This window comes from Paraburkholderia sp. TE9906, from assembly GCF_056279605.1.
Map to the genome: position 1 here is coordinate 88665 of NZ_JBWCCT010000001.1, position 20074 is coordinate 108738.

At 62.9% G+C, this 20074-nt stretch carries 15 protein-coding genes; 8 read left to right on the plus strand and 7 right to left on the minus strand.

All coding sequences use genetic code 11. The annotated features are described in order from the left end of the window. Window positions 1-295 precede the first annotated feature (295 nt). A complete protein-coding gene (locus tag ACZ9H4_RS00430) occupies window positions 296-964 on the plus strand; it encodes an O-methyltransferase (RefSeq protein WP_408138855.1) in 669 nt (222 codons plus the stop codon). On the opposite strand, the gene ACZ9H4_RS00435 is transcribed toward ACZ9H4_RS00430, so the two are convergent. Beyond that, the gene (locus ACZ9H4_RS00435) at window positions 907-3108 is read right to left on the minus strand and encodes a tetratricopeptide repeat protein (protein ID WP_476117996.1); all 2202 of its coding nucleotides are present in this window, start codon (window positions 3106-3108) and stop codon (window positions 907-909) included. The genes ACZ9H4_RS00430 and ACZ9H4_RS00435 overlap by 58 nt on opposite strands. Before the next feature lie 200 nt (window positions 3109-3308). Here ACZ9H4_RS00435 and ACZ9H4_RS00440 point away from each other — a divergent pair, with 200 nt between their 5' ends. The 5 genes from ACZ9H4_RS00440 (at window position 3309) to ACZ9H4_RS00460 (ending at window position 10051) form a co-directional block, all read left to right on the plus strand. Then, window positions 3309-3719, plus strand: a complete 411-nt coding sequence (locus ACZ9H4_RS00440) for a DUF2946 domain-containing protein (protein ID WP_476117997.1) — start codon at window positions 3309-3311, stop codon at window positions 3717-3719. A gap of 82 nt (window positions 3720-3801) precedes the next feature. Beyond that, complete coding sequence (locus ACZ9H4_RS00445; protein ID WP_476117998.1) at window positions 3802-6225, plus strand: TonB-dependent receptor; 2424 nt, start codon at window positions 3802-3804, stop codon at window positions 6223-6225. Window positions 6226-6309: 84 nt separating this feature from the next. Further along, a complete protein-coding gene (locus ACZ9H4_RS00450) occupies window positions 6310-7842 on the plus strand; it encodes a PepSY-associated TM helix domain-containing protein (RefSeq protein WP_476117999.1) in 1533 nt (510 codons plus the stop codon). Window positions 7843-8084: 242 nt separating this feature from the next. Then, the gene (locus ACZ9H4_RS00455; protein ID WP_408138862.1) at window positions 8085-8879 is read left to right on the plus strand and encodes a DeoR/GlpR family DNA-binding transcription regulator; all 795 of its coding nucleotides are present in this window, start codon (window positions 8085-8087) and stop codon (window positions 8877-8879) included. Next, the gene (locus tag ACZ9H4_RS00460) at window positions 8876-10051 is read left to right on the plus strand and encodes an MFS transporter (RefSeq protein ID WP_408138864.1); all 1176 of its coding nucleotides are present in this window, start codon (window positions 8876-8878) and stop codon (window positions 10049-10051) included. The genes ACZ9H4_RS00455 and ACZ9H4_RS00460 overlap by 4 nt, the downstream gene beginning before the upstream one ends. A gap of 33 nt (window positions 10052-10084) precedes the next feature. Here ACZ9H4_RS00460 and ACZ9H4_RS00465 read toward each other — a convergent pair whose 3' ends face one another. From ACZ9H4_RS00465 to ACZ9H4_RS00485, 5 genes are all read right to left on the minus strand, one after another. Then, complete coding sequence (locus ACZ9H4_RS00465; RefSeq protein WP_408152050.1) at window positions 10085-10951, minus strand: sterol desaturase family protein; 867 nt, start codon at window positions 10949-10951, stop codon at window positions 10085-10087. A gap of 825 nt (window positions 10952-11776) precedes the next feature. Further along, window positions 11777-12643, minus strand: coding sequence for a M23 family metallopeptidase (locus tag ACZ9H4_RS00470; RefSeq protein ID WP_408323436.1), 867 nt, complete (start codon window positions 12641-12643; stop codon window positions 11777-11779). Window positions 12644-13163: 520 nt separating this feature from the next. After that, the gene (locus ACZ9H4_RS00475; RefSeq protein ID WP_121323227.1) at window positions 13164-13391 is read right to left on the minus strand and encodes a hypothetical protein; all 228 of its coding nucleotides are present in this window, start codon (window positions 13389-13391) and stop codon (window positions 13164-13166) included. A gap of 302 nt (window positions 13392-13693) precedes the next feature. Continuing rightward, window positions 13694-13984, minus strand: coding sequence for a hypothetical protein (locus ACZ9H4_RS00480; RefSeq protein ID WP_476118000.1), 291 nt, complete (start codon window positions 13982-13984; stop codon window positions 13694-13696). Window positions 13985-14165: 181 nt separating this feature from the next. Continuing rightward, window positions 14166-15023 (minus strand): oxidoreductase, encoded by an 858-nt coding sequence (locus ACZ9H4_RS00485; RefSeq protein ID WP_476118001.1) that lies wholly within the window; start codon window positions 15021-15023, stop codon window positions 14166-14168. Window positions 15024-15143: 120 nt separating this feature from the next. On the opposite strand from ACZ9H4_RS00485, the gene ACZ9H4_RS00490 reads away from it, so the two are divergent. Then, window positions 15144-16115, plus strand: coding sequence for a LysR family transcriptional regulator (locus ACZ9H4_RS00490; protein WP_408152047.1), 972 nt, complete (start codon window positions 15144-15146; stop codon window positions 16113-16115). A 187-nt stretch (window positions 16116-16302) separates the two neighbouring features. Here ACZ9H4_RS00490 and ACZ9H4_RS00495 read toward each other — a convergent pair whose 3' ends face one another. Continuing rightward, window positions 16303-16635: a DUF2322 family protein gene (locus ACZ9H4_RS00495; protein WP_408138876.1), complete on the minus strand. Its 333-nt coding sequence runs from the start codon at window positions 16633-16635 to the stop codon at window positions 16303-16305. Between the two features lie 991 nt (window positions 16636-17626). Here ACZ9H4_RS00495 and ACZ9H4_RS00500 point away from each other — a divergent pair. Continuing rightward, window positions 17627-19813: a hypothetical protein gene (locus ACZ9H4_RS00500; protein WP_476118002.1), complete on the plus strand. Its 2187-nt coding sequence runs from the start codon at window positions 17627-17629 to the stop codon at window positions 19811-19813. Window positions 19814-20074 lie beyond the last annotated feature (261 nt).

Genomic DNA, 20074 nt, shown 5'->3' on the forward strand with positions numbered 1-20074 from the left:
CGCTCGAAGCGCCAACGGGTCGTGCGTGGCATTGCGATGCGTGGCATGTCTCCTCCTGCGTCTGCGTATCAGCTCCCATTGTAGGAGTCGAAATTGTTTTGAAACCGTTTAAAGCAGTACGCGAGGCCATCGCATCTGTTTATCGGTAACAGTGATACCTGAGTGCTCCGTATCTCGCCGCATGGTGGCAACGAACGTTCCAGCTTACAAACCGGCGCTGCCCAACAATACGCAGCGCGCTTTTCTGCTACAACGTACCTGTCCTTCCATATCGGCACATGACCAGGGTGAGACGATGAATCAGGAACAGTGGAATGCGATGGATGACTATCTGACGAGCCGGCTGCTGCCTCAGGACGCCGCGCTCGATGCCGCACTGGACGCGAGCGCCGCAGCCGGTCTGCCGTCGATCAACGTGGCGCCCAATCAGGGCAAGCTGCTGCATCTGCTCGCAAAGTTGCGCGGCGCGCGCCGTATTCTCGAAGTCGGCACGCTAGGCGCCTACAGCACGATCTGGCTCGCGAGAGCACTACCCCCGGACGGCCGGCTCATCTCGCTCGAAGCGAATCCCGGGAACGCCGAAGTGGCGCGCGCCAACGTCCAGCGAGCCGGTTTGTCGGGCGTTGTCTCGATCGTGATCGGCGCGGCCGCGCAAACGCTCGACAAGTTCGTCACGGACGGCGTCGAACCGTTCGACATGATCTTTCTCGACGCCGACAAGAAGAGCTACCCCGACTATTTGCGCCTGTCGTTGCAACTGAGCCGGCCCGGCACGCTGATCGTCGGCGACAACGTGATACGCGGGGGCCGCATTGCCGATGCGGCGAGCACCGACCCCGACGTCATCGGTCTGCACGAATTCTTCAGGCTGCTCGCGACGAATCCGCGCCTCGACTCGACCGCGATTCAGACTGTCGGCTCGAAAGGATGGGACGGCTTCTCGATGACGCTCGTGTCGGCCTGATGTGCGCGAGGCGGCGCCGCGCCGAAACGCTCGGCGCACGCCTGCCTGACCCGCTCGACCGAGGCCGACCACCCCTCGCCCGGCGCGCGGCGAAACAGCCGTAACGCGTCGGAATACCACGGCGAATCGTCGCGCCCGTGCATCCAGCGCCAGTCGGGGTCCCGCTCCGGCAGCAGCACCCAGCACGGTTTGCCCAGCGACGCAGCCAGATGCGCGATGGACGTATCCACGCAAATGACCAGATCGAGTTGCGCGACGATGGCGGCACTGTCGGCGAAATCCGTCACCTTCGCGCCGAGGTCGAGCAACGGTTGGCCGTCTGGCGGATCGCGCGCTTCGTCCTCGCCCTGCCCCTTTTGCAGACTCACGAAGCTCAGGCCCGGCACGCGCCAGAGCGGCGCAAGCGTCGTCAATGAAGGAATGGAGCGGTTCGCGTCGTTATGGTGTTTCGCGTTGCCCTTCCAGACCAGACCGATCTTGCGGCACGGCGCCAGCGCATCGAGCATCGGCCGCCATTGGTCGACGAGCGCGGGGTCGACCGGCAGTTGTGCGGCAGACGGGATCGTATCGAGGGTCGTGCGCAGATAGAACGGTGCGCTCAGGAGACTCGTCCAGCAGTCGTAGCTCGACACGCGCGCCATCGCGGCGACATGATCGGCCACGGCGTCCACGCCGTCGACGCGAGCCATCAGCCGATGCAACGCCGGCGCGCACGCGAACGTGATATGCGTGGCCCCTTGCGCTTTGAGTAACGCGAAATAGCGGCTGAACTGAAGCATGTCGCCAAGGCCGTCCTCCTGCCAAACGAGCAGGGACTTACCGGCGAGCGTCTGCCCCTGCCACTGCGGGCAGGCGAGCAAGGCGCGCGTCTGGTGATGCACGAACGACGGATGCCCGTAGCGGCTCTCGTACAGTTGCCAGCCTTCTTCGAAGCGGCCCAGGCCGAGCAGCAGCGCGGCCAGACCGAAGCGGGCGTCGGCATAGTCGGGGCGTAGTGCAAGCGCCTCGCGGTAGGCGCGTTCGGCCTCGTGCAGATGCCCGGATTGCGTCAACGCACTGGCGAGGTTGAAATGCGCTTCGGCCAGTTCGGGGCAGATTTCGAGCGTCCGATGAAAGGCCTCGATTGCCTCCGGGAAGCGGTCGAGCAAACGGAGCACACAGCCCAGGTTGTTATGCGCGTGCGCGATGCCGGGCTGCCAGCGAATCGCGTCGCGGTAAGCCTGCTCGGCATCGACGAGACGCTCCTGCCTGAACAGCGCAATGCCGAGGTTGTAGTGCGCCTCGGCGTAGTCGGGGCGGCAGGCAATCGCTTCGCGGTAGGCGGCCTCGGCTTCGGGCAAACGCCCGAGGTCCACCAGCACCGCACCGAGGTTCAGATGCGCCTCCGCATAGTCCGGCCGGATAGTCAGCGCGAGCCGGCAGGCCAACTCCGCTTCGACGAACCGGTGCGCCGCCTTCAGCACGCCGCCCAGGTTGTTGAGCGCCTCGGGATACTGCGGCCGGATGCTGAGCGCCTGACGATATGCCGCGTCGGCCTCCTCGTGGCGGCCGAGTTCCACCAGCACGCTGCCGAGGTTGTTGTGCACCTCCGCATAATCATGCAGGCCGATCAGCGCCTCGCGATAAGCCGCTTCGGCTTCCTGCGGGCGGCGCAGATCACGCAGCACGATGCCCCGGTTGTAGTGGGCCTCCGCGTAGTCGGGGCGCAGCGTCAGCGCGTGACGATACGACGCTTCCGCCGCCTCCTTGTAACCGAGCCCGTACAGCACGGCGCCGAGATGATGATGAGCATCGGCGTGATGCGGTTGCAGCGACACCAGTTGCCGATACATCGCCTTGGCGGCGGACAGGCGCCCGAGCGACCTGAACAGCGAGCCGAGACTGCCGTACACCTCGGCATAAGTGGGCTTGACGCGCAGGCACTCGCGCCAATGGCGCTCCGCATCGACCACGTTGCGCAACGCAAGCGAGCAGGCGCCCGCGATGTTCAGCGCGTCGGCGTGTGTGTCGTCCGGCAGCGTGGCGTCGTTCAGCAGCGGCGTCACCATCGCCAGGGCCTCAGCGAACTGTCCGGCCGAACATAACGTGACGGCCTGCTGATTGATGTCGGCGATTGGGAAAGCGAGCGTCTGCGTGGGCGTCATGAGCGAAGAAAAAAGGAAAGCGGCACGGCGCCGGCCAGACGCGCGGCGTTGCGTGCAACCGGCAGCTTAAGTGATCCGCCGCGGCTCCGGCGCGCCGAAATGAGCGGCTTTTTGCCGTCTATTCCACCGCTATAACCGGCATCACGAGAAAAAGGATCGCGCGGCAATGTTAGAATCGCCCCGCCTTCATCCCGATCATCATGACGCTACGATCCCGCAACCGCACGACCGCCTGGCTTGGCCTGTTCGCCATGTGGCTCGTCGTGTTCGCGCCGCTCGTGAGTCAGGTGCTGATGTCGGACCGGGCGCACGAGCCGATTGCCGCGCTCTGTTCGGCGCTCCAGCCGTCCGGCGCGAGCGAGGCCGGCCTTGTTGCACAGGCCGCCCACACCGCCCCCGAGCCGGTGCATCTGAGCCACGACGACGCCTTCGGCGCGTGCGGCTACTGTCATCTGCTCGAACATCATGTCGCGATGCCGACGGTCGCCGCCGTCGCCCTCCCCGCCGCCCTCGCGTTGTCCGGCACCGCGCCGCCCACGCTCTCCACCCGCTTCACGCCGCTCGGCGCGTTCCCCTCGGGACGCCCTAGAGCCCCGCCTGCCGTTTCCTGATCCCTGCCAGTCCTGATCGCGCATTTGTCGCACCCGTCGAGGGTGCGCGCGATCGTCTGTTCAATGCATCAAGGAAACGTTCATGTTCAACTTCGCCCTGCGAAGCCTGTCCCTTTGCGTGCGCCGTGACGCACGCGGCATCCTACGAGTTGCCCCGTTTCGCCGGTTGCCGCACCCGCGCTGCGCGGCGGGTTTTCCCGGGTACTGGCCGGCGCTGATTCCGGCCTGCGTGTCGGCGTTCGTGCCGGCCCTGGTATCGTCGTCAGCCCACGCCGCCGACAGCACGAACACCGAGGCCACGCTGCCCGCGGTCAGCGTCAGCGCCAATGCAAATACGGCGACCGCGCCGCGCGCCGTCGACCCGAACCTGCCGGCCTCGGTCGAGACCGGCACGCGCGAGCAGTTTGCCAACTGGAACGTCGTCAACACCGAAGACGTGCTGAAGTGCATGCCGAACCTCGCCGTGCGCAAGCGCTTCATCGGCGATCTGAATTCGCTCATCGCCGTGCGCGGCACGAGCAACGCGCAAAGCGCGCGCGGTCTCGTCTACGCGGACGGTCTGCTGCTCTCCAACCTGCTCGGCAACAGCTTCACGTTCGCGCCGCGCTGGTCGATGGTGTATCCGGACGAGATCCAGCAGGTCGACGTGATCTACGGTCCGTATTCGGCGCTATATCCGGGCAACTCGCTCGGTGCGACGGTGCTCATCAGCACGCGCATGCCGAAGCAATTCGAAGCCACCGCGGACGTCAAGGCATTCACCCAGCACTTCAGCCTGTACGGCGTGAACCGCAATTTCAACGGCAGCGAAATGAGCGCGTCGATCGGCGACCGGATCGGTAAGTTTTCCTATCTTCTCGGCGTGAATCACCTGGAGAACACCAGCCAGCCATTGCAGTTCGCGACGCTCGCGCAATCGGCCACACCCGCGAAAGCCGGCGACACGCCCGTGACCGGCGCGTACTTCTACAACAACCAGACCAACACGCCGACCACCGTCCTCGGCGTGAACGGCGAAGGCATCGAACACACGGTGCAGGACCAGTTCAAGCTGAAGATGCAGTACGACTTCACGCCGACGCTGCAAGCGGGCTTCACGCTCGGCTACTGGCACCAGACCTACGACAGCCAGACCTCGACCTTCCTGCGCGATGAAAACGGCAACCCCGTCTACAGCGGCACGGTGTCGATAGGCGGCTACCGCTACACGATTCCCGAAGCCGCATTCGCGCCGAGCCGCGGAAACAGCGAAAACTGGCTGTACGGACTCTCGCTGAAAACACGCAACGCCACCGGCTGGAACGGCGAGGCGATTGCTTCGTACTACGACATCAGCAACAGCGTCGCGCGCACCGCGAATTCCGGCGCACCGGGCAATGGACCGGGCACGGTGATCTTCGGTGACGGCACCGGCTGGAAAACGCTCGATCTGCGCGGCACGTATACGCCGATGAACACTCAGGCCGGTCTTCTGAATCACGCACTGAGCTTCGGCTATCACTACGACAACTACTTCCTCGACAACCAGGGCTACAACACGCTGAACTGGCGCGAGGGCGACGCGACGTCGTTTGCGAACGCGTTCGTCGGCAAGACGCAGACCCAGGCGCTGTACGCCCAGGACGCCTGGCGTTTTCTGCCGCGCTGGAAGCTCGTCTACGGCGTGCGTTACGAAAGCTGGCAAGCCTATGACGGCGCGCAGTCGCTGCCTGGCAAGACCGTTGCGTTTGGCGATGCGAGCCAGAGTCACTTTTCGCCGAAAGCGTCGTTGTCGTTCGACGTCAGCGACGATCTGACCTTGCGCGCGTCGATTGGCCGCGCTTACCGCTTTCCGACCGTCGGCGAACTGTTCCAGGGGCAAATCAACGGCTCGTCGATCGTCAACAACAATCCGAACCTGAAACCCGAAGACGATCTGTCGAAAGAGCTGAGCGCCGAATGGGCGCACTGGAATGGCGTGTTCCGCTTCTCGCTGTTCCAGGACGACGTGAAGAACACGATCTTCAGCCAGACCGACACGACCGTGATTCCCAACGTGACGAACTTCCAGAACATCGGCAAGGTTCGCTCGCGCGGCGTCGAGACGAGCTACTCGGGACAGGACGTGCTGGTCCACGGTCTGGACCTGCTGGCGAGCGTCGCTTATACGCAATCGAAGATCATTGCCAACGCGCAGAACCCGGCCACGGTCGGCAAGTACTTCTACCGGATTCCGCTGTGGCGTGCGGATATCGCCGCGACCTATCACTTCGACGAACGCGCCGCGCTCACGCTCGCCGCGCGCTACTCGGGACGCCAGTACAACACGCTGACCAATACCGACACGAACCCGGACGTCTTCGGCGGCACGAGTTCGTACACGGTGGCGGACGCGAAATTCACCTTCAGGCCGACGAAGCTGAGCGAGATCGGCATCGGCGTCGACAACCTGTTCGACGCGCGCTACTTCGTTTATCACCCCTATCCCGGCCGCACATTTTATGTGGAAGCGAAGTTGCGCATCTGAGCGCTTCAGCGCGCCTCAGGACGCTCGATATGAGTGCCTCACGAGCGCAAGCCGACCGCCCCATTCATGCCTGACGAGGATTGCATGTCCACCACTACCGCCGCTCAACGCATCAACCCCGCCACCGGTGCCCCGAACCGCGGCTACCGGACGCTCTGGCGCTGGCACTTCTACGCCGGTCTCTTCGTGATGCCGTTTCTGGTCGTGCTCGCGATCACCGGCACGCTGTATTGCTTCCAGCCGCAAATCGAGCCGCTGCTGTATCGCCATCGGCTGATCGTCGAATCACAGGCGACGCCCAGGCTGCCCGACAACGCCCTGCTCGCGAAAGCCCGCGCGGCCATGCCGCCTGGCTCGACCGCGGTGACCGCCGTCATCGCGAGCGATCCACGCCGCAGCGCCGAGTACGTCTTCCGTCTCGCCGACGGCGATAAAGAGAGCGCCTATCTGAATCCATACAACGGCGAATTGCTGGGGACCTTGAGCGTCGAGCGGCGCTTCATGCAGGTGGACCGGATGCTGCACCGCAAGCTGTTGCTCGGCAAACCCGGCGAACTGCTGATGGAGCTCGCCGCATGCTGGACGCTGGTGCTGATCGGCACCGGCGTCGCGCTCTGGTGGCCGCGCGAGAAAACCACCGCACGCGCGGCGCTGCTGCCGCGCTTCACGCTCAAAGGGCGCGCACTGTGGAAAAACCTGCATGCCGTGATGGGCATCTGGCTCGCGCTCGGCGCGCTCGCATTCGTGTTGACGGGCCTGCCCTGGTCGGGTTCGTGGGGTCAGCAGTTCAAGGCCCTCGCGACAGCCGCGAATCTCGGCGCGCCGCCCGGTTCGTGGGGCGGCTTGCCGTTGCGCTCGGTGTTGCCGGGCGCGCGTCGCGAGCGAGACTCGTCGATGAATATGCCTGTGCGGGACGAGGCCAACTCTGCACGAAACGCACACGACGAACACAGCGGCCACTCGTCCGACGCGGACTCGATGCCCGGCATGGTGATGGACGACCTGCCTCTGCCGCTCACCCCTTGGGCGGTCGGCAACACGCGCGTGCCTTCCTCCGCCGTCACCCATGACGACGCGGACGCCGACGCGCCCCAGGCGCTACCTCTCGGCCGCATCGTCGAAATCGCCGCGTCGCTTGGCGTGAAGGACGGCTTCAGCATCGTGCTGCCGACCTCCGCGACCGGCGTCTACACCGTCTCGTACTTTCCCGACGATCCGAAGAAGGAGCGCACGCTGTATATCGACCAATACAGCGGCGCGGTGCTGAAAGACATCCGCTACAGCGACTACGGCGCAGTGTCGAAGGCCGTGTCGTACGGGACATCGCTGCATATGGGCCGCTACTTCGGGCTCGCCAATCAGATTCTCTGCGCCGCGATTTCGCTCGGTCTCGCGGCGATGGCCGTGACGGGCTGCGTGATGTGGTGGAAGCGGCGGCCGCAGCGCACGCTCGGCGCACCCTCGCGCGAACGCGGCGCGCCGCCGATGCGCGGCTGGAAAACCAGCCTCGTCCTGCTCGGCATCGTTTTTCCGTTGATGGGCGCGACGCTTGTCGCGGTGTGGGTGCTCGACTGGATGTTTTTTGGGCGGCCTTCGCGGCGTCTGACCAGCGTCTAGCCGAAGCGCGCGGCTAGACGAACTAGCCGCCTTACCCGCCGCATACTTCAATCTGCTCAGGCCGCGGCGGCGTCCACGGTCTCGCCGTGCCGAGCGCCGCACGCCTGCTGGCAGCCACTTTCGCGTGGCTCCGCTTCTCCTGACTCGCCAGCCTTTTCAAAAACTCGCGTTGCCCTCGACGCATGTTTACGATACATTTTGCTCGTTTATGATCGATTCAATCCCAACGGCAAGGTGTCCCTATGCAGCGAACACGTGAAGAAGCCCTCAACGGACTGCTGCCCGAGCAGCGCGAGCAGGTGATTCTGGAGCGGCTGCGCACGCACGGTCGCGTGCTGGCGGCCGCGCTCGCCGCCGAACTCCAGACCTCCGAACACACGGTGCGGCGTCATCTGCGTGATCTGGCCGAACAGGGACATTGCAAGCGCGTCTACGGCGGCGCTTTGCTGATCTCGCCCGCCGACAAGCCCGCCGCGGTCCGCATGAGTGAAGCCGTGGACCGCAAGGCCTGTCTCGCGAGCGCGGCCGCGTCGATCGTGCGCCCGAAGCAGATCATTCTGCTCGACGCCGGCTCGACCAATGTCGCGATCGCCGCGGCGCTGCCCGACAACGCGGACCTGACCGTGGTGACGAATTCGCCCGAGGCGTGCAGCCGTCTGCTGAACCGCCCGGGCTTCGACGTGATTCTGGTCGGCGGGCGCATCGCACGCGGTGCGGCGGGCGCACTCGGCGCAACCGCGCTGCTGCAGATCCAGCAAGTCCGCGCAGACCTGTGCTTTCTCGGCGCCTGTGCGCTCGATCCCGACGAAGGCGTCGCCGCGTTCGATGCCGAAGATGCCGAACTTAAACGGGCGATGGTGAAAGCGAGCGGCCAGATCGCCATCGCGCTGACCTCGGAAAAGCTGATGACCGCCGCGCCCTTTTCGGTGGCGCCGGCCGCGGCCATCGACTATCTGTTCGTCGAAGCCGACGTGCCGGCCGCTCGGCTCGCGAGTCTCGAAGCGGTCTGCGACAACGTGATGGTGGCGCGCTCATGAACGCACTCGCCAATGCTCATGTGGACCACGTCAAGCCGCTCAAGGAGCGCATTGCGACCGTCGGCGTGTTTCTCGCCAACGGCTTCGGCATCGGCGCATGGGCCGTCGAAGTGCCGCGCATCAAGGAAAGTCTCGCGCTCAGCGACACGTCGCTCGGTATCGCGCTGTTCGCGTTTGCGCTGGGCGCCATCGTCGCCATGCCGTTGGCGGGGCAACTCGCGCCGCGCTTCGGCAGCGGCCGCGCCACCGCGCTGCTCGGCGCGGCGTTCGTCATCGCGTTGCCGCTGCCCGCGTTCGCGCCCAGCCTGGCCGTGCTGTGCCTCGTTCTGTTCGCGCTCGGCGCGGCGAACGGCGCGCTCGACGTGTCGATGAACGGCCACGCCAGCACCATCGAAACGCAGTGGCGCGCGCCGATCATGTCGTCGTTTCACGCAGCCTGGAGTGCGGGCGGCCTGCTCGGCGCGGCAACGGGTGCGATGTTGCAGAAAGGCGGCGTCGGCGTGATCGGCGGACTGCTCGCGCCGGACGCGTTCATTGCCGTGCTGATCGTCAGCGCGGCGACGCTGGCGTTGCGCGACCTCGGTCCGCGCGCGGCCGCGGCATCGAGTGGATTCGCGTGGCCCAGCGGCGGCGTGATGAAACTGGCGATGCTCGCGTTTCTCTGCATGCTGGTGGAAGGCGCGGTCGCCGACTGGAGCGCGGTGTACTTGCGCTCGACCCTGAATCAGGAGGCGAGCGTCGCCGCCATCGGCTACTCCGCGTTTGCGTTCTCGATGGCGGCCTGCCGCATTGTCGGCGATGTGTCCGTGCGCCGCTTCGGTTCGAGCCGGGTCGTCGCGCTCGGCGGGCTGGTTGCGGTGGCGGGTCTCGCGCTGGTGCTCAGTCTGCCGACCGTGCTGACCGCTTGCGTGGGCTTTGCGATGGTCGGCGTCGGCCTCGCGAATATCGTTCCGGTGATTTTCAGCGCGGCGGGCCGCTCGACCGTGACGCCGGCGACGGGCGTGTCGATGGCCGCTACCGCCGGCTATGCCGGCTTCCTGGTCGGACCGCCGTTGATCGGCCTCGGCGCAGGCGTGCTCGGCTTGCGCGTGGCACTGTGCGTGCTCCTGATGGCGACATTGATCGTTTGCCTGCTCGGCGGCAAGGCGGTGCGCAGCGCGCGGCTCGCCTGACTCAGCGGCCCGGTCTGCGCCCGCTCGGCAACGTCACTTCGTTTCCTTGTCCAGCAGCGCGATCGGCTCGCGGCCGAGCGCAACGGCGCGCCCGACCTGCACGCCCAGCGGCCAGCTGATCGCGCCGAGCAGCGAGTGCGGCTGCGTGCCGTCGTCGAGACCAGTGGCGGGCCACTCGTGTTTCGCCGGCACCCACAGCGTGCCGAACAGGTGGTCCCAGAGCGGCAGCAGTTGCGTGAAGTTGTGATCGAAATGCTCGGCGCGGGTCGAGTGATGCAAGCGGTGATATTGCGGATTGTTGATCCACGTGACGTATCGGCCAAGGTCCACGCGCAGATTCAGATGCGCAAAATAATTGCCGGACATGAACACGACGGAAGTCGCCCCGACGATCCACGGCTCGACCCTGAACAGCACGCCGACCAGCGGATACAGCAGACACCCCTTGATCAGCGCGTCGGACCAGTGATGGCGCAGGGTCACCGTGACGTTGAAATCGACGGCGCTATGGTGCAGCGAATGCAGCTTCCACAGCATCGGCCACGTGTGCTGCAGGCGATGGAACGCGTATTCGAGCAGGTCGATGGTCAGCAGCACGATCACGAACGACGCCAGCGCACCCCACCCCCGCGACACCAGCACGACCATGCCGCCGCCGAGCGCGTTCACGATTGCGACGCTCGCCGCCGCAGTCAACGGCTTCACCGCCTCCACGAGCGCCAGATACAAACCCGCATAGGCCATGTTCAAACGCTGCCCCGAGCGCGATTGCAGCAGCGTGGCGGGCCAGCGACGCTCCAGCAACGCACCCACGCCCATCATGGCCAGCACGAGCGCGTACGCTTGCAGCCAGAGGCTCGCGTGGTGCAACAGGCCGGAAAACGGGCTTGACGCAAACATGGGATTCCCCGGTGACCAGGGTCTATCAAAGGCACCTTGCCGGGCAGCTGGTCGGCGTGGGTCGACGCAACGCCAGAGATGACAGGCGCTTTCTGCGATCTTCGCAGTCTGCCGGGTGGTACGCAAGCGTTCGGTTCGCGTGAGCTTTGGTGATATGAATGTGAAGCGTCATGTCGCACGAACTGGACAGAAAAAAAGTGGCGAGGCCCCCGCGTCACACGTCGTCACGATCACGGGTGGTCGATATATTTCGTATCGGTCACCCGTGTCGTTGTTTTATCGACATCCGTATTTTTGTTGGCCCCGCCGCACCCCGTGAGATGCGTCGATCTCCCCGAACGCGATCCACGAAGACATTTGCTGCTGCCGGAATTTGTTCACTGCGTGGTACCTGCTTTGTATCTCCGGCTGCAGCGTGTTTTGCTTTGTGATTCGCTTATTGCAACAGCTATGCCATGAGATCTCAAAGCCTTGCTGGACAACATCGTGTGCGCAGTTTTCAATTCGGCTTCTGCTTTGACACGTGCTTCGCGGCACGTAATGACTCGGAATTGAGACGCGACCCGTTAGCGTGGCAGCGCTTCCGTGCGAAGCGGGCCGCGCGCTTTACCGGCCGATGGAAAACCCGTAGCCGTACCGGCTGACAATGCTTTGCCGAACGCTTCGGTCAGATATACCGTTGTTTGTGTGAACAAAATAGCGTTTCCCAGAGCGGACCGAGATGTCGCAAAGCTGAGACGCAGGCACCGTCCGCTCGAAGGATTTTCGCGCTCACCATGACGCGACGGGCCGCGAACGCGTTGCGTCATCGCGGCCCGCATCGGCTCACAGGAGTGCCGTCAATTCCGCGACGCGTGCCTTGAACTGCGGCATCTCGTCGGCGTGAAGCGGCGTCTTCTGCGGCAACTCGACGGTCAGCGGATCGTGCGGCACGTTGTCCACGTGGACTTCATAGTGCAGATGCGGACCGGTCGCCCAGCCCGTTTCGCCGACATAGCCGATCACCTGATCGCGACTGACCCGGCTGCCGCGACGCAAGCCCTTCGCAAAGCGCGACAGATGGGCAAACGTCGTCGAGTATGGCGGCGGATTCTGAATGACGACCACCTTCCCGTAACCGGTCTGCCGGCCGATGAAGCGGACCACACCACGCGCCGTTGCATGAACGGGCGTGCCGGCGGGTGCGGCGAGATCGACACCGTCATGACTTTGCCAGCGATGCAGCACCGGATCGAGTCGATGCAACGAAAAGCCCGACGACACCCGCGTGAATTCCAGCGGATAGCGCTCGAACGAAGGCCTGGTGCTCGCGCCGTCTTTCGAATAATAGAAAGGCTTGCCCTGAAGATCCTTGTGCAGGAACAGGTCGTGCGTCGTCCCGCCACGAACGACTCTAACCGCGAGCGGCTCACTCTCCGCAGCGCTGTCGCCGCTGTCGTCGAACACTGCGCTCACGCTGTCGCCGGATCGCAGATCGCGCGAAAAATTGAGTTCACCGCGGAATGCGCGCGCCAGAATCGCCGTGGTGGCTGCGTCGACACCCATGGCTTTCGCGGCGGCAGCGAAGCTGTGTTCGATCGATGCGTGCTTGACGGTGAAAACGGGAGGCTTCGTCTCGGGGATGCTGGTTGAGTCCGGCGCGGCAGGTGAAGTGGCGGCGGGTTTCGCCGAGTCTTTGCTCACCAGAGACACGTCGGGGTCCTCGGTGCGAGTCGCGCGATCATGGCTCACCAGGTAGGCCGCGCACACGGAGCTGATCGCACAGACAACGATGATTTTGCCGGCCCGTCCGGGCAGGACACGAGCTACAGATAGGGGCATTGACTAAAAGCGGTCGACCGGCGGTGCGCCGACGACACGCACATGCTGGTGGGTTTATTGATCAGCGCCGCTGGTCACTGCATGAGGCGCTGCATAAGGTTGGTGGCAAGCCTAGGGACGCTTTCTTAAGCGAGGCTTAAGCTGCCCCCAATAAACGGGGCCTGGCAGCTTGCGACTGCGCGCTTTCGGTAAGCACTGCCGCATGTCAGCGGAGATAGCGCGAATGGCGGAGGGAGCCCGTTTTATCGGCTTTTTTGGGGGGCAAATCGGAACACGGGGGGACGAGCGGCTGTCTGGCTGCGGCTCGATGCTTCCAATGAATGCGTGAGTCGAATTGCCCGGCTTGATCCGGCGACGCACCGCATTGAGAATTCCGTCCCGCCCTCTTCGCTCAAGACAACGAAGCCAGCATGTTCGACAACCGTCTGAGATGGGCCTTGAATGCGTCGCTCGCTTCTCGATCGGTGGTCGGGTTCAGATGCGACGTTTCCGCGAGTTGAACCTGTTCGTGGAAATCATTGGCGATCTTGCGTTTGATGTCCGCCGGCAACGACCGCACGACCGAAACCAGCAAAGCCTCTTCGGCGTGCATCATGCCCAGAATCGAATGCGTGTCCATGCGAAAACCTCCGCTGAAGGTACCGTCAGTGCAATCCAGCATGGGCGCTGGCGCACTTCATGTTACCTCGCCTGCTTGCGCCGCGGCGGCAGCATGGGCCGCCGTTACTCCGCGATCGAATAGCGCGACGCACGCAATGGCGGCGTTTTCGCCGGACGCTCGACGCGCGCGCTGGCGCCACGGATAAAAAGGATCGCGCAGAAAGCGACCGTGGCCCAGATGCAAAGAAGTACCGTTAAAGCGCTCATTTCAGTTTTCAGAAAATCGAGACTGGGATTGATATCGTCGCGGGTGCCGGCCGCTCAGTGCGTCGTAGGCTGAGCGTCGCTACCGCCGAACAGAAGTTCGTCGATCATGCGCGTGGTCAGTGTGAGTTGCCGTTCCAGCGACGTGCGCGCGATGTCCGCGCCCGCCACGTCGCTACGGGCGACAGCGGTGTGAGTCTGCGTGGCAAGGCGCAACACGGTTTCCGAAGCGCGTTGCAACTCGTGCATTGCAGCGTCCCGACCCAGCGGCGCGGTGTTCGGTTCGGGCATGGCCTGTTCCGGCAAACCGGCTTCGAACGGGTGATCTTTGTCGTGGCGGGAAGACATCGCAGGCTCCTGGCGCGAATGGCACGACGCTAGTTTGTGCCGGACCCGCAGTTTTCAATCTGTCGAATAGAAGCCGTTTGTGAAGCCAATCCGAGGCCTTCGAAAAACGCGGTATTCCGCTGAAGAATAGGTGCGGGCCGCCAGTTGACGGCCCGCTTTCGCTTGCAACGCCCCAAGCTTCTCACGCAGGGAAATCCGTCGAGGCCGACAGCGCTCTCCAGGTCTGCGTTTCCTGCTCCACGTAGGCGTTTTTCCTGGCGATGGCGGCCAGCGTGTCGGTTCCGAGCGGCAGACGCAGCGGCGGATTCGGCGCGTCGGCCAGCACGACGAGCGCGTGCGCCAGTTTCTTCGGGTCGCCGGGCTGATTGTGATTCATCTGCCTCGCTTTGCGGCGAACCTCGCCCGACGAAGCGTCGTAGTCGGCGATCACATCCGGCGCGACCATCAGCGACGACGCGTCCAGGAAGTCCGTGCGGAAATAGCCCGGCTCGACGACCGTCGCGTGAATGCCGAGCTGCTTCAACTCGTCATGCAGCGCCTCGGTGATGCCCTCGACGGCGAATTTCGTCGACGAATACACGCCGAACCCCGCCGCGCCGCGATAGCCGCCGATCGACGAAATGTTGATCACATGGCCCGAGCGGTTCGCGCGCATCACCGGCAACACCGCACGCGTGACGTTCAGCAGGCCGAACACGTTCGTGTCGTACATGCGGCGCACGTCGCGGTCGGCGGACTCTTCCACCGCACCGAGCAGGCCGAAGCCCGCGTTGTTGACGAGCACGTCGATGCGGCCGAATTTCTCCACGGCGGCGCTCACTGCGGCCTTCGCCTGCTCCTCGTCGGTCACGTCCAGCGCAACCGGCAGCAAAGCGGCGGAGTTTCCCAGCCGCTCGACGATGGCCGCCACATTGCGCCCCGCCGCCACGACCGCGTTGCCGTCCGCGAGCGCGGCTTCGGCGATCAGCGCGCCGATGCCACGCGATGCGCCAGTGATGAACCAGACGCGCTTGAAACCGCTTTGATGAAGGTCAGCCATGATGTTTCTCCTACGAGTGGTGTAAAAGTGATGCCATGGTAGGAGCGCCGACTGACACAAACTAGCCACTCATTGCTAGACTGATAATCAACTTTTATTTGCTAATCCGAGGCGCGGCCGATGAACGAAATTCGTGCGATCACCACGTTCGTGCGCGCCGCGACGCTGGGAAGCCTGCGGCGCGCGGCAGTCGATCAGGGCATCTCGCCCCAGGCGGCGAGCCATGCGGTCATGCAACTCGAGAAGGAACTGGGCGTGCGGCTCTTTCACCGGACCACGCGCAAGCTCAGCCTGACCGAAGAAGGCCAGCGGCTGTTCGACAGCGTGAAGCCGGCGCTTGCCATTTTTTCGTCCGCGCTGAACGAGGCCCGGCGCTCGAAGGAAGAGGTGGGCGGTCTGCTGCGCGTGAGCGCGCCGCGAGCACTCGGGCTGCCGGTTCTGTGGCCGTACTTCGAGCAGTTCCAGCGGCTATATCCGAACGTACAGCTCGACGTGCAACTGGACGATCACTTCACCGACCTCGTGACCGAGCGTGCCGATGTGGGATTTCGCGGCGGGCCGCCGCCGTCGGGCGGCTCGATTGCTCGCGCGCTTGTGCCGATTCAGCTGATCGTCTGCGCATCGCCGGAATACATCGAGCGCCATGGTGCGCCGCAAACTATCGACGAACTCAACCAGCACCGTTGCACCGGCTATCGGCGCGCCAACACGGGCAAGCTCGCATCGTGGCAGTTCCACATTAACGGCGAGATCGTCAATCGCGACGTGCCGCCTGCCATTTGCGCGAACGACACGGAAATGGAAACGCAGGCGGTGCTATCGGGTCTGGGCATCGGCCAGCTGGGCAGCTTCAACGCGGTCCCGCATATCAGAACCGGCCGGCTCGTTGCATTGTTGACGCCGCACATCACCGAGTACGGCACCGTTTATATCTACTACGGGCATAGAACCGAACAGCCGTTGCGCGTGAAGACTTTTATCGACTTCATGGTTGAACGGATGGCGGATAACAAAAACTTCTTTCTCGATTCGGCCGAGCTTCGCGCCGCTCGTGCGGCGCAGCGAGGCAAGACAGCGGGCAAACGTAGCTAGGTGCCGCACACTGTGTGCCTCTCGCGCGCTATTTTCGTTTGTTGGCGAAAAGCTCGCGCGATGGTCGAGGCTTGAGGACCACGCCAACGTCAAACGGCGTACATCGCGCTGCGCGCCGGCAGTGGCGCCTAGGGCAAGTGGCCTCAGCGTCAATCGAGGCAACCTGCCCGATCCACGACGTCTCGCCTCAACCCGCAGCGACGACTTCGATACGCAACGCCTCGCCGCCCGACACGATCGCGAGCAGCAGGTCGACGTTCGGGTGCGCACCGGGACGGTTACGCGCGTCGGCCGTGTGTTCGGCGAACAGCGCGAGGCCTGCCTCGGCCGCTTTGACGTCCAGCGTCCCGAACGTCTCGCGCAGATAGTTGTACAGCGCGAGCGAGCCCTGTTTGCCCGGCTTGTTCTCGATGCTCGCGACCACGATGCCCTTGCCGTCGACCAGATCGATACGCGCGATACCGTCGATCGCCGGCATCTGTGCGAGGTTTTCCTTGAATACGCTGCTCGGTTGAATCACTGACAACACTCCTTCTGTTCTAAAAAATACATGGCGGGCCGTATCTTAGCTGATAGAGGCTTGCGCAGCGGTGTCGGCTCAACGCGGTGTCGTTGCAGGCGACCCATGCTGAACCTGAAATCGCGCTGCGGATGGAGGTCGATGCCAGGGAATCCTCGTTAAATCCGCAAGGCGGCTTCTAGCGCGGTGTCGCACGTCAAATCCGTTGGCGTGCAGCTTTGATCAGCAGGCGCGTTTTCTTCGGCTCTGGGCTGGTTCGGTTCGAGCCGCGCAAACGTTTCACACCATCCCGTCGGACTCAACTGCAAATATGCACCGATGCGGGAGCGTAGATGCGACGCGTGGCCCGCCGCCGGGCGAGAACTTCGTTGCTCTTATCCATCCGCTATCGAGCGCATCATCCTTCACTTCAAATCAATCGAGAGAGAGATCCTTGCAAGTTCATATGCATTTCCAATTCAATTCTCTATTGGTCCACTGGGAGTTCATTAACGTCCGAAATCGAAAATTTGATCAATAGCCTCGGATTGTATTCACGCCTCCCCACTTTGCGAGTCAACGCATGGCGCCGTCCCTCGGCTCAACAAATTTCATCCGACTTGCCAACTTTGTTGAGATATGATCTCCTATGACTTACGAAATATTTCAGCGGCGGAGAGAGGACCGTTATGGTGCGCCGCAGCGATGGCGCCTTAGGAGACATCATCCGAATTAAGGCTGCGAGCCGATGATGGCGCGCATGGCTAAGCATGCATCCACCCATGCGCGACGAAAGCGTACGAGCAGCTCATGTCGTCTGACAACTGATGATTAAAGAAGTACGACAGCACCAAAGGCTTTTCACGGGCCGAACGATGCACGCGAATTTGCCTTGACGAGCTTATTGAACAGAATTGCAGATTCAATTGATTAAAGGAGGTTTGAAAACAGACAACCGAGTATAAAAAGCATCAATTCAGGCATCAAATCAAATTAAAATCTGGAGACAAAAATGCTTTCACTGAGAAAAACCTCATTTGCGTTCGCGCTGAGTACCGCCACGGCTCTTTTATTCAGCGCATGCGGCGGCACCCATGACGACTCGAACGGTTCACCGAACACCCCGCCCGTCACGCCACCGGTCTCCACACCCGACCCATCCAAAGGCGGCGCTATTTCGCTGCACGGGATCGTCTACGGCGCGCCCGACACGAGCGTCCAGGCCGACGCGGGCATCCCCATTACGATGATGGGACAGATGAGAGCGTTATTCGATCTCATCAAGAAGGCACCCGATTTCACGCAAGTCGTCATGGATCTTGGCGACGGCAGTCCAGTCCACGTGCTGGATACCAACACGGGCGATAAATTCCTGCCCGGCAAACTCGCGCTTGGTCTGTCGTGGATATTGATCGACATGAAATCGAAGGGCGATCCGGCCTACGCGGATTATCTGGCGACGTATCAGAAAATAACGACCGCCATGATGACGCAGACGAACGGCGCCAATTACATGTACGCGAACACGTCCTGGGGCGAGTACTACTACCTCGTTGCGCTCAACAATTTCAAAGCGCACGGCATGCTGAATGAAGTCTTCAGCGACGCGATGCTGGCCACACTGCAAAGCCGCCTGACCTTCTGCGACATGTTCGGTGCGGATGCAAGCGGCAAGACGAATACCTGCCCCGCCGCCGGTACGTCGATCGACGTCGCCTCGCTCAATACCGCTCAGAACTATTACGCCGTCTCTTACGGCATTGCGGGGCTCAGGCAGAAACTCGGCTGGAGCAATCCGACCTTCTCTTCCACTTCGGATGCGACGGTGGCAACCATGGGCGCGCGTGATGCGCTGCTCTACACGCTGACCAGGCACATCAGAAACGATTCCTCCGGCGGCTTCTCGGACGAAGCGTCGAACACCCATACGACCTATTACGATCAGGCGCGTTTCGACCGGTACAGCACGCTGCTGATCGGCGAAGTCACCGAGCGGACGCTCGAAATGGGCAATGAGGCCAACCTGACGCCGGAGCTGAAATCGTATCTGCGCAAATCGGTCGACCTGATTCTCCCGCAGTTCAACGCCGACGGCCAGGGCTTCAACTATGGGCGCTCCATCGGCCCGTACGGCGATACGGCGTTCATGGAAGTGCTGACCGCGGCCGCCAATGCGGGTGTATTGACCCAGCAGGAAATGCAGGTCGCCTATTCGTTCATCTATAAGGCGGCCTATCGCTACGAAACGTTCTGGTACGACCCGACCTTGCCGACGCCTTCCGTGAACATGTGGGTCAAAGGCCGCGGGACCGATACGTATCGCGGCAAGCCTCGGGTGATGGGTGAAAACTTCAGCCTGCTGCATCAGTTCATGTACGTGAATGCCTGGTGGGACAAGTTGGGCTTCAACGGCAAAGCGCCCATGGCCGATGCAGACCTGAAAGCCTGGCTCGATGCGAAGCCGCATTACACGCTCACCTGGTACAACCAGCCGACCGATACCGCGCATCCTTATAGTGCCGCGCTCATCACCGTGCGAGACGGCAAGCGTGTCATCAACCTGAACCTGAGCCAGGCGCCCGACTACAACTCGTTCACGCCTTACTACCCAACGCCGTTCTCCGACAAGCTGATCTACGGCACGACGGACCTCAGCTACGCCTTGCTGATCCCTCAGGTTTCTTATAACGGCAAGACCTATATCCCGGTCACCTATTACAAGAACCTGAATGTTCAGGAAAACAATGGCCAGGTCGTGGTTTCTTTCGACACCGCCAAATTCCGGCAGGCGGCGAAGAACGCGACCTATGCGTCGGATCTCGATCTCCAGGTTCATACGGTGTTGACGTTCAGTCACGGCGAAATGACGCGAACCGATACGCTGAGTTCGGCAACGCTGACCGGCAATCTGTCGGTCGAGACGGATTTCACGTCTTTCGCGGACTTCCAGAACACCTCCCCGAGCGGTGCCTTCTCGGTCAACTATGCAAACAGCGCTGCGACCAACTACGGCACCACGGGTTTCGACAGTTGCGCGCTGTCTGACTTTTCGATGGCGGCCGGGGCCACCAATCCGCTGTCGACCACGCCGATCGGTCAATTGCATTCGAACTTCGCTTGTACAACGAATCCGTTTGCACTGACGGGCGGTGGTAATCGCACGTTGAGCTGGACGTTGAAGTACGCTGACGCGAGCTAAACGCGGCATCGAGCGCGGGAACGCGCCGGCCTTCCTCCAAAGGCCGGCGTCTGAACCGGAACACCGGTTCCTGCAACTCGATACACGGTCGGCATCAATTCATTCCCCAAAAGAGGTATCAGTCATACCAGTAGCACAAGTTGTCTTGTTAGCCGAGCGTGACATCGCAACAATGCCGGTACAGCAACCGACCCGGCTGCCGACGCACGACGCGCCGAATCCGCCTCGAGGCGGATGAATCCGGCTCAGACAACTTCACCG

Excerpts from the sequence above, each read along its gene's own strand:
- ACZ9H4_RS00445 (WP_476117998.1), top strand. The coding sequence starts at position 3,802 with ATGTTCAACTTCGCCCTGCGAAGCCTGTCCCTTTGCGTGCGCCGTGAC.
- ACZ9H4_RS00440 (WP_476117997.1), top strand. The coding sequence starts at position 3,309 with ATGACGCTACGATCCCGCAACCGCACGACCGCCTGGCTTGGCCTGTTC.
- ACZ9H4_RS00450 (WP_476117999.1), top strand. The coding sequence starts at position 6,310 with ATGTCCACCACTACCGCCGCTCAACGCATCAACCCCGCCACCGGTGCC.
- ACZ9H4_RS00430 (WP_408138855.1), top strand. The coding sequence starts at position 296 with ATGAATCAGGAACAGTGGAATGCGATGGATGACTATCTGACGAGCCGG.
- ACZ9H4_RS00490 (WP_408152047.1), top strand. The coding sequence starts at position 15,144 with ATGAACGAAATTCGTGCGATCACCACGTTCGTGCGCGCCGCGACGCTG.
- ACZ9H4_RS00455 (WP_408138862.1), top strand. The coding sequence starts at position 8,085 with ATGCAGCGAACACGTGAAGAAGCCCTCAACGGACTGCTGCCCGAGCAG.
- ACZ9H4_RS00460 (WP_408138864.1), top strand. The coding sequence starts at position 8,876 with ATGAACGCACTCGCCAATGCTCATGTGGACCACGTCAAGCCGCTCAAG.
- ACZ9H4_RS00485 (WP_476118001.1), bottom strand. The coding sequence starts at position 15,023 with ATGGCTGACCTTCATCAAAGCGGTTTCAAGCGCGTCTGGTTCATCACT.
- ACZ9H4_RS00465 (WP_408152050.1), bottom strand. The coding sequence starts at position 10,951 with ATGTTTGCGTCAAGCCCGTTTTCCGGCCTGTTGCACCACGCGAGCCTC.
- ACZ9H4_RS00435 (WP_476117996.1), bottom strand. The coding sequence starts at position 3,108 with ATGACGCCCACGCAGACGCTCGCTTTCCCAATCGCCGACATCAATCAG.
- ACZ9H4_RS00500 (WP_476118002.1), top strand. The coding sequence starts at position 17,627 with ATGCTTTCACTGAGAAAAACCTCATTTGCGTTCGCGCTGAGTACCGCC.
- ACZ9H4_RS00475 (WP_121323227.1), bottom strand. The coding sequence starts at position 13,391 with ATGGACACGCATTCGATTCTGGGCATGATGCACGCCGAAGAGGCTTTG.
- ACZ9H4_RS00480 (WP_476118000.1), bottom strand. The coding sequence starts at position 13,984 with ATGTCTTCCCGCCACGACAAAGATCACCCGTTCGAAGCCGGTTTGCCG.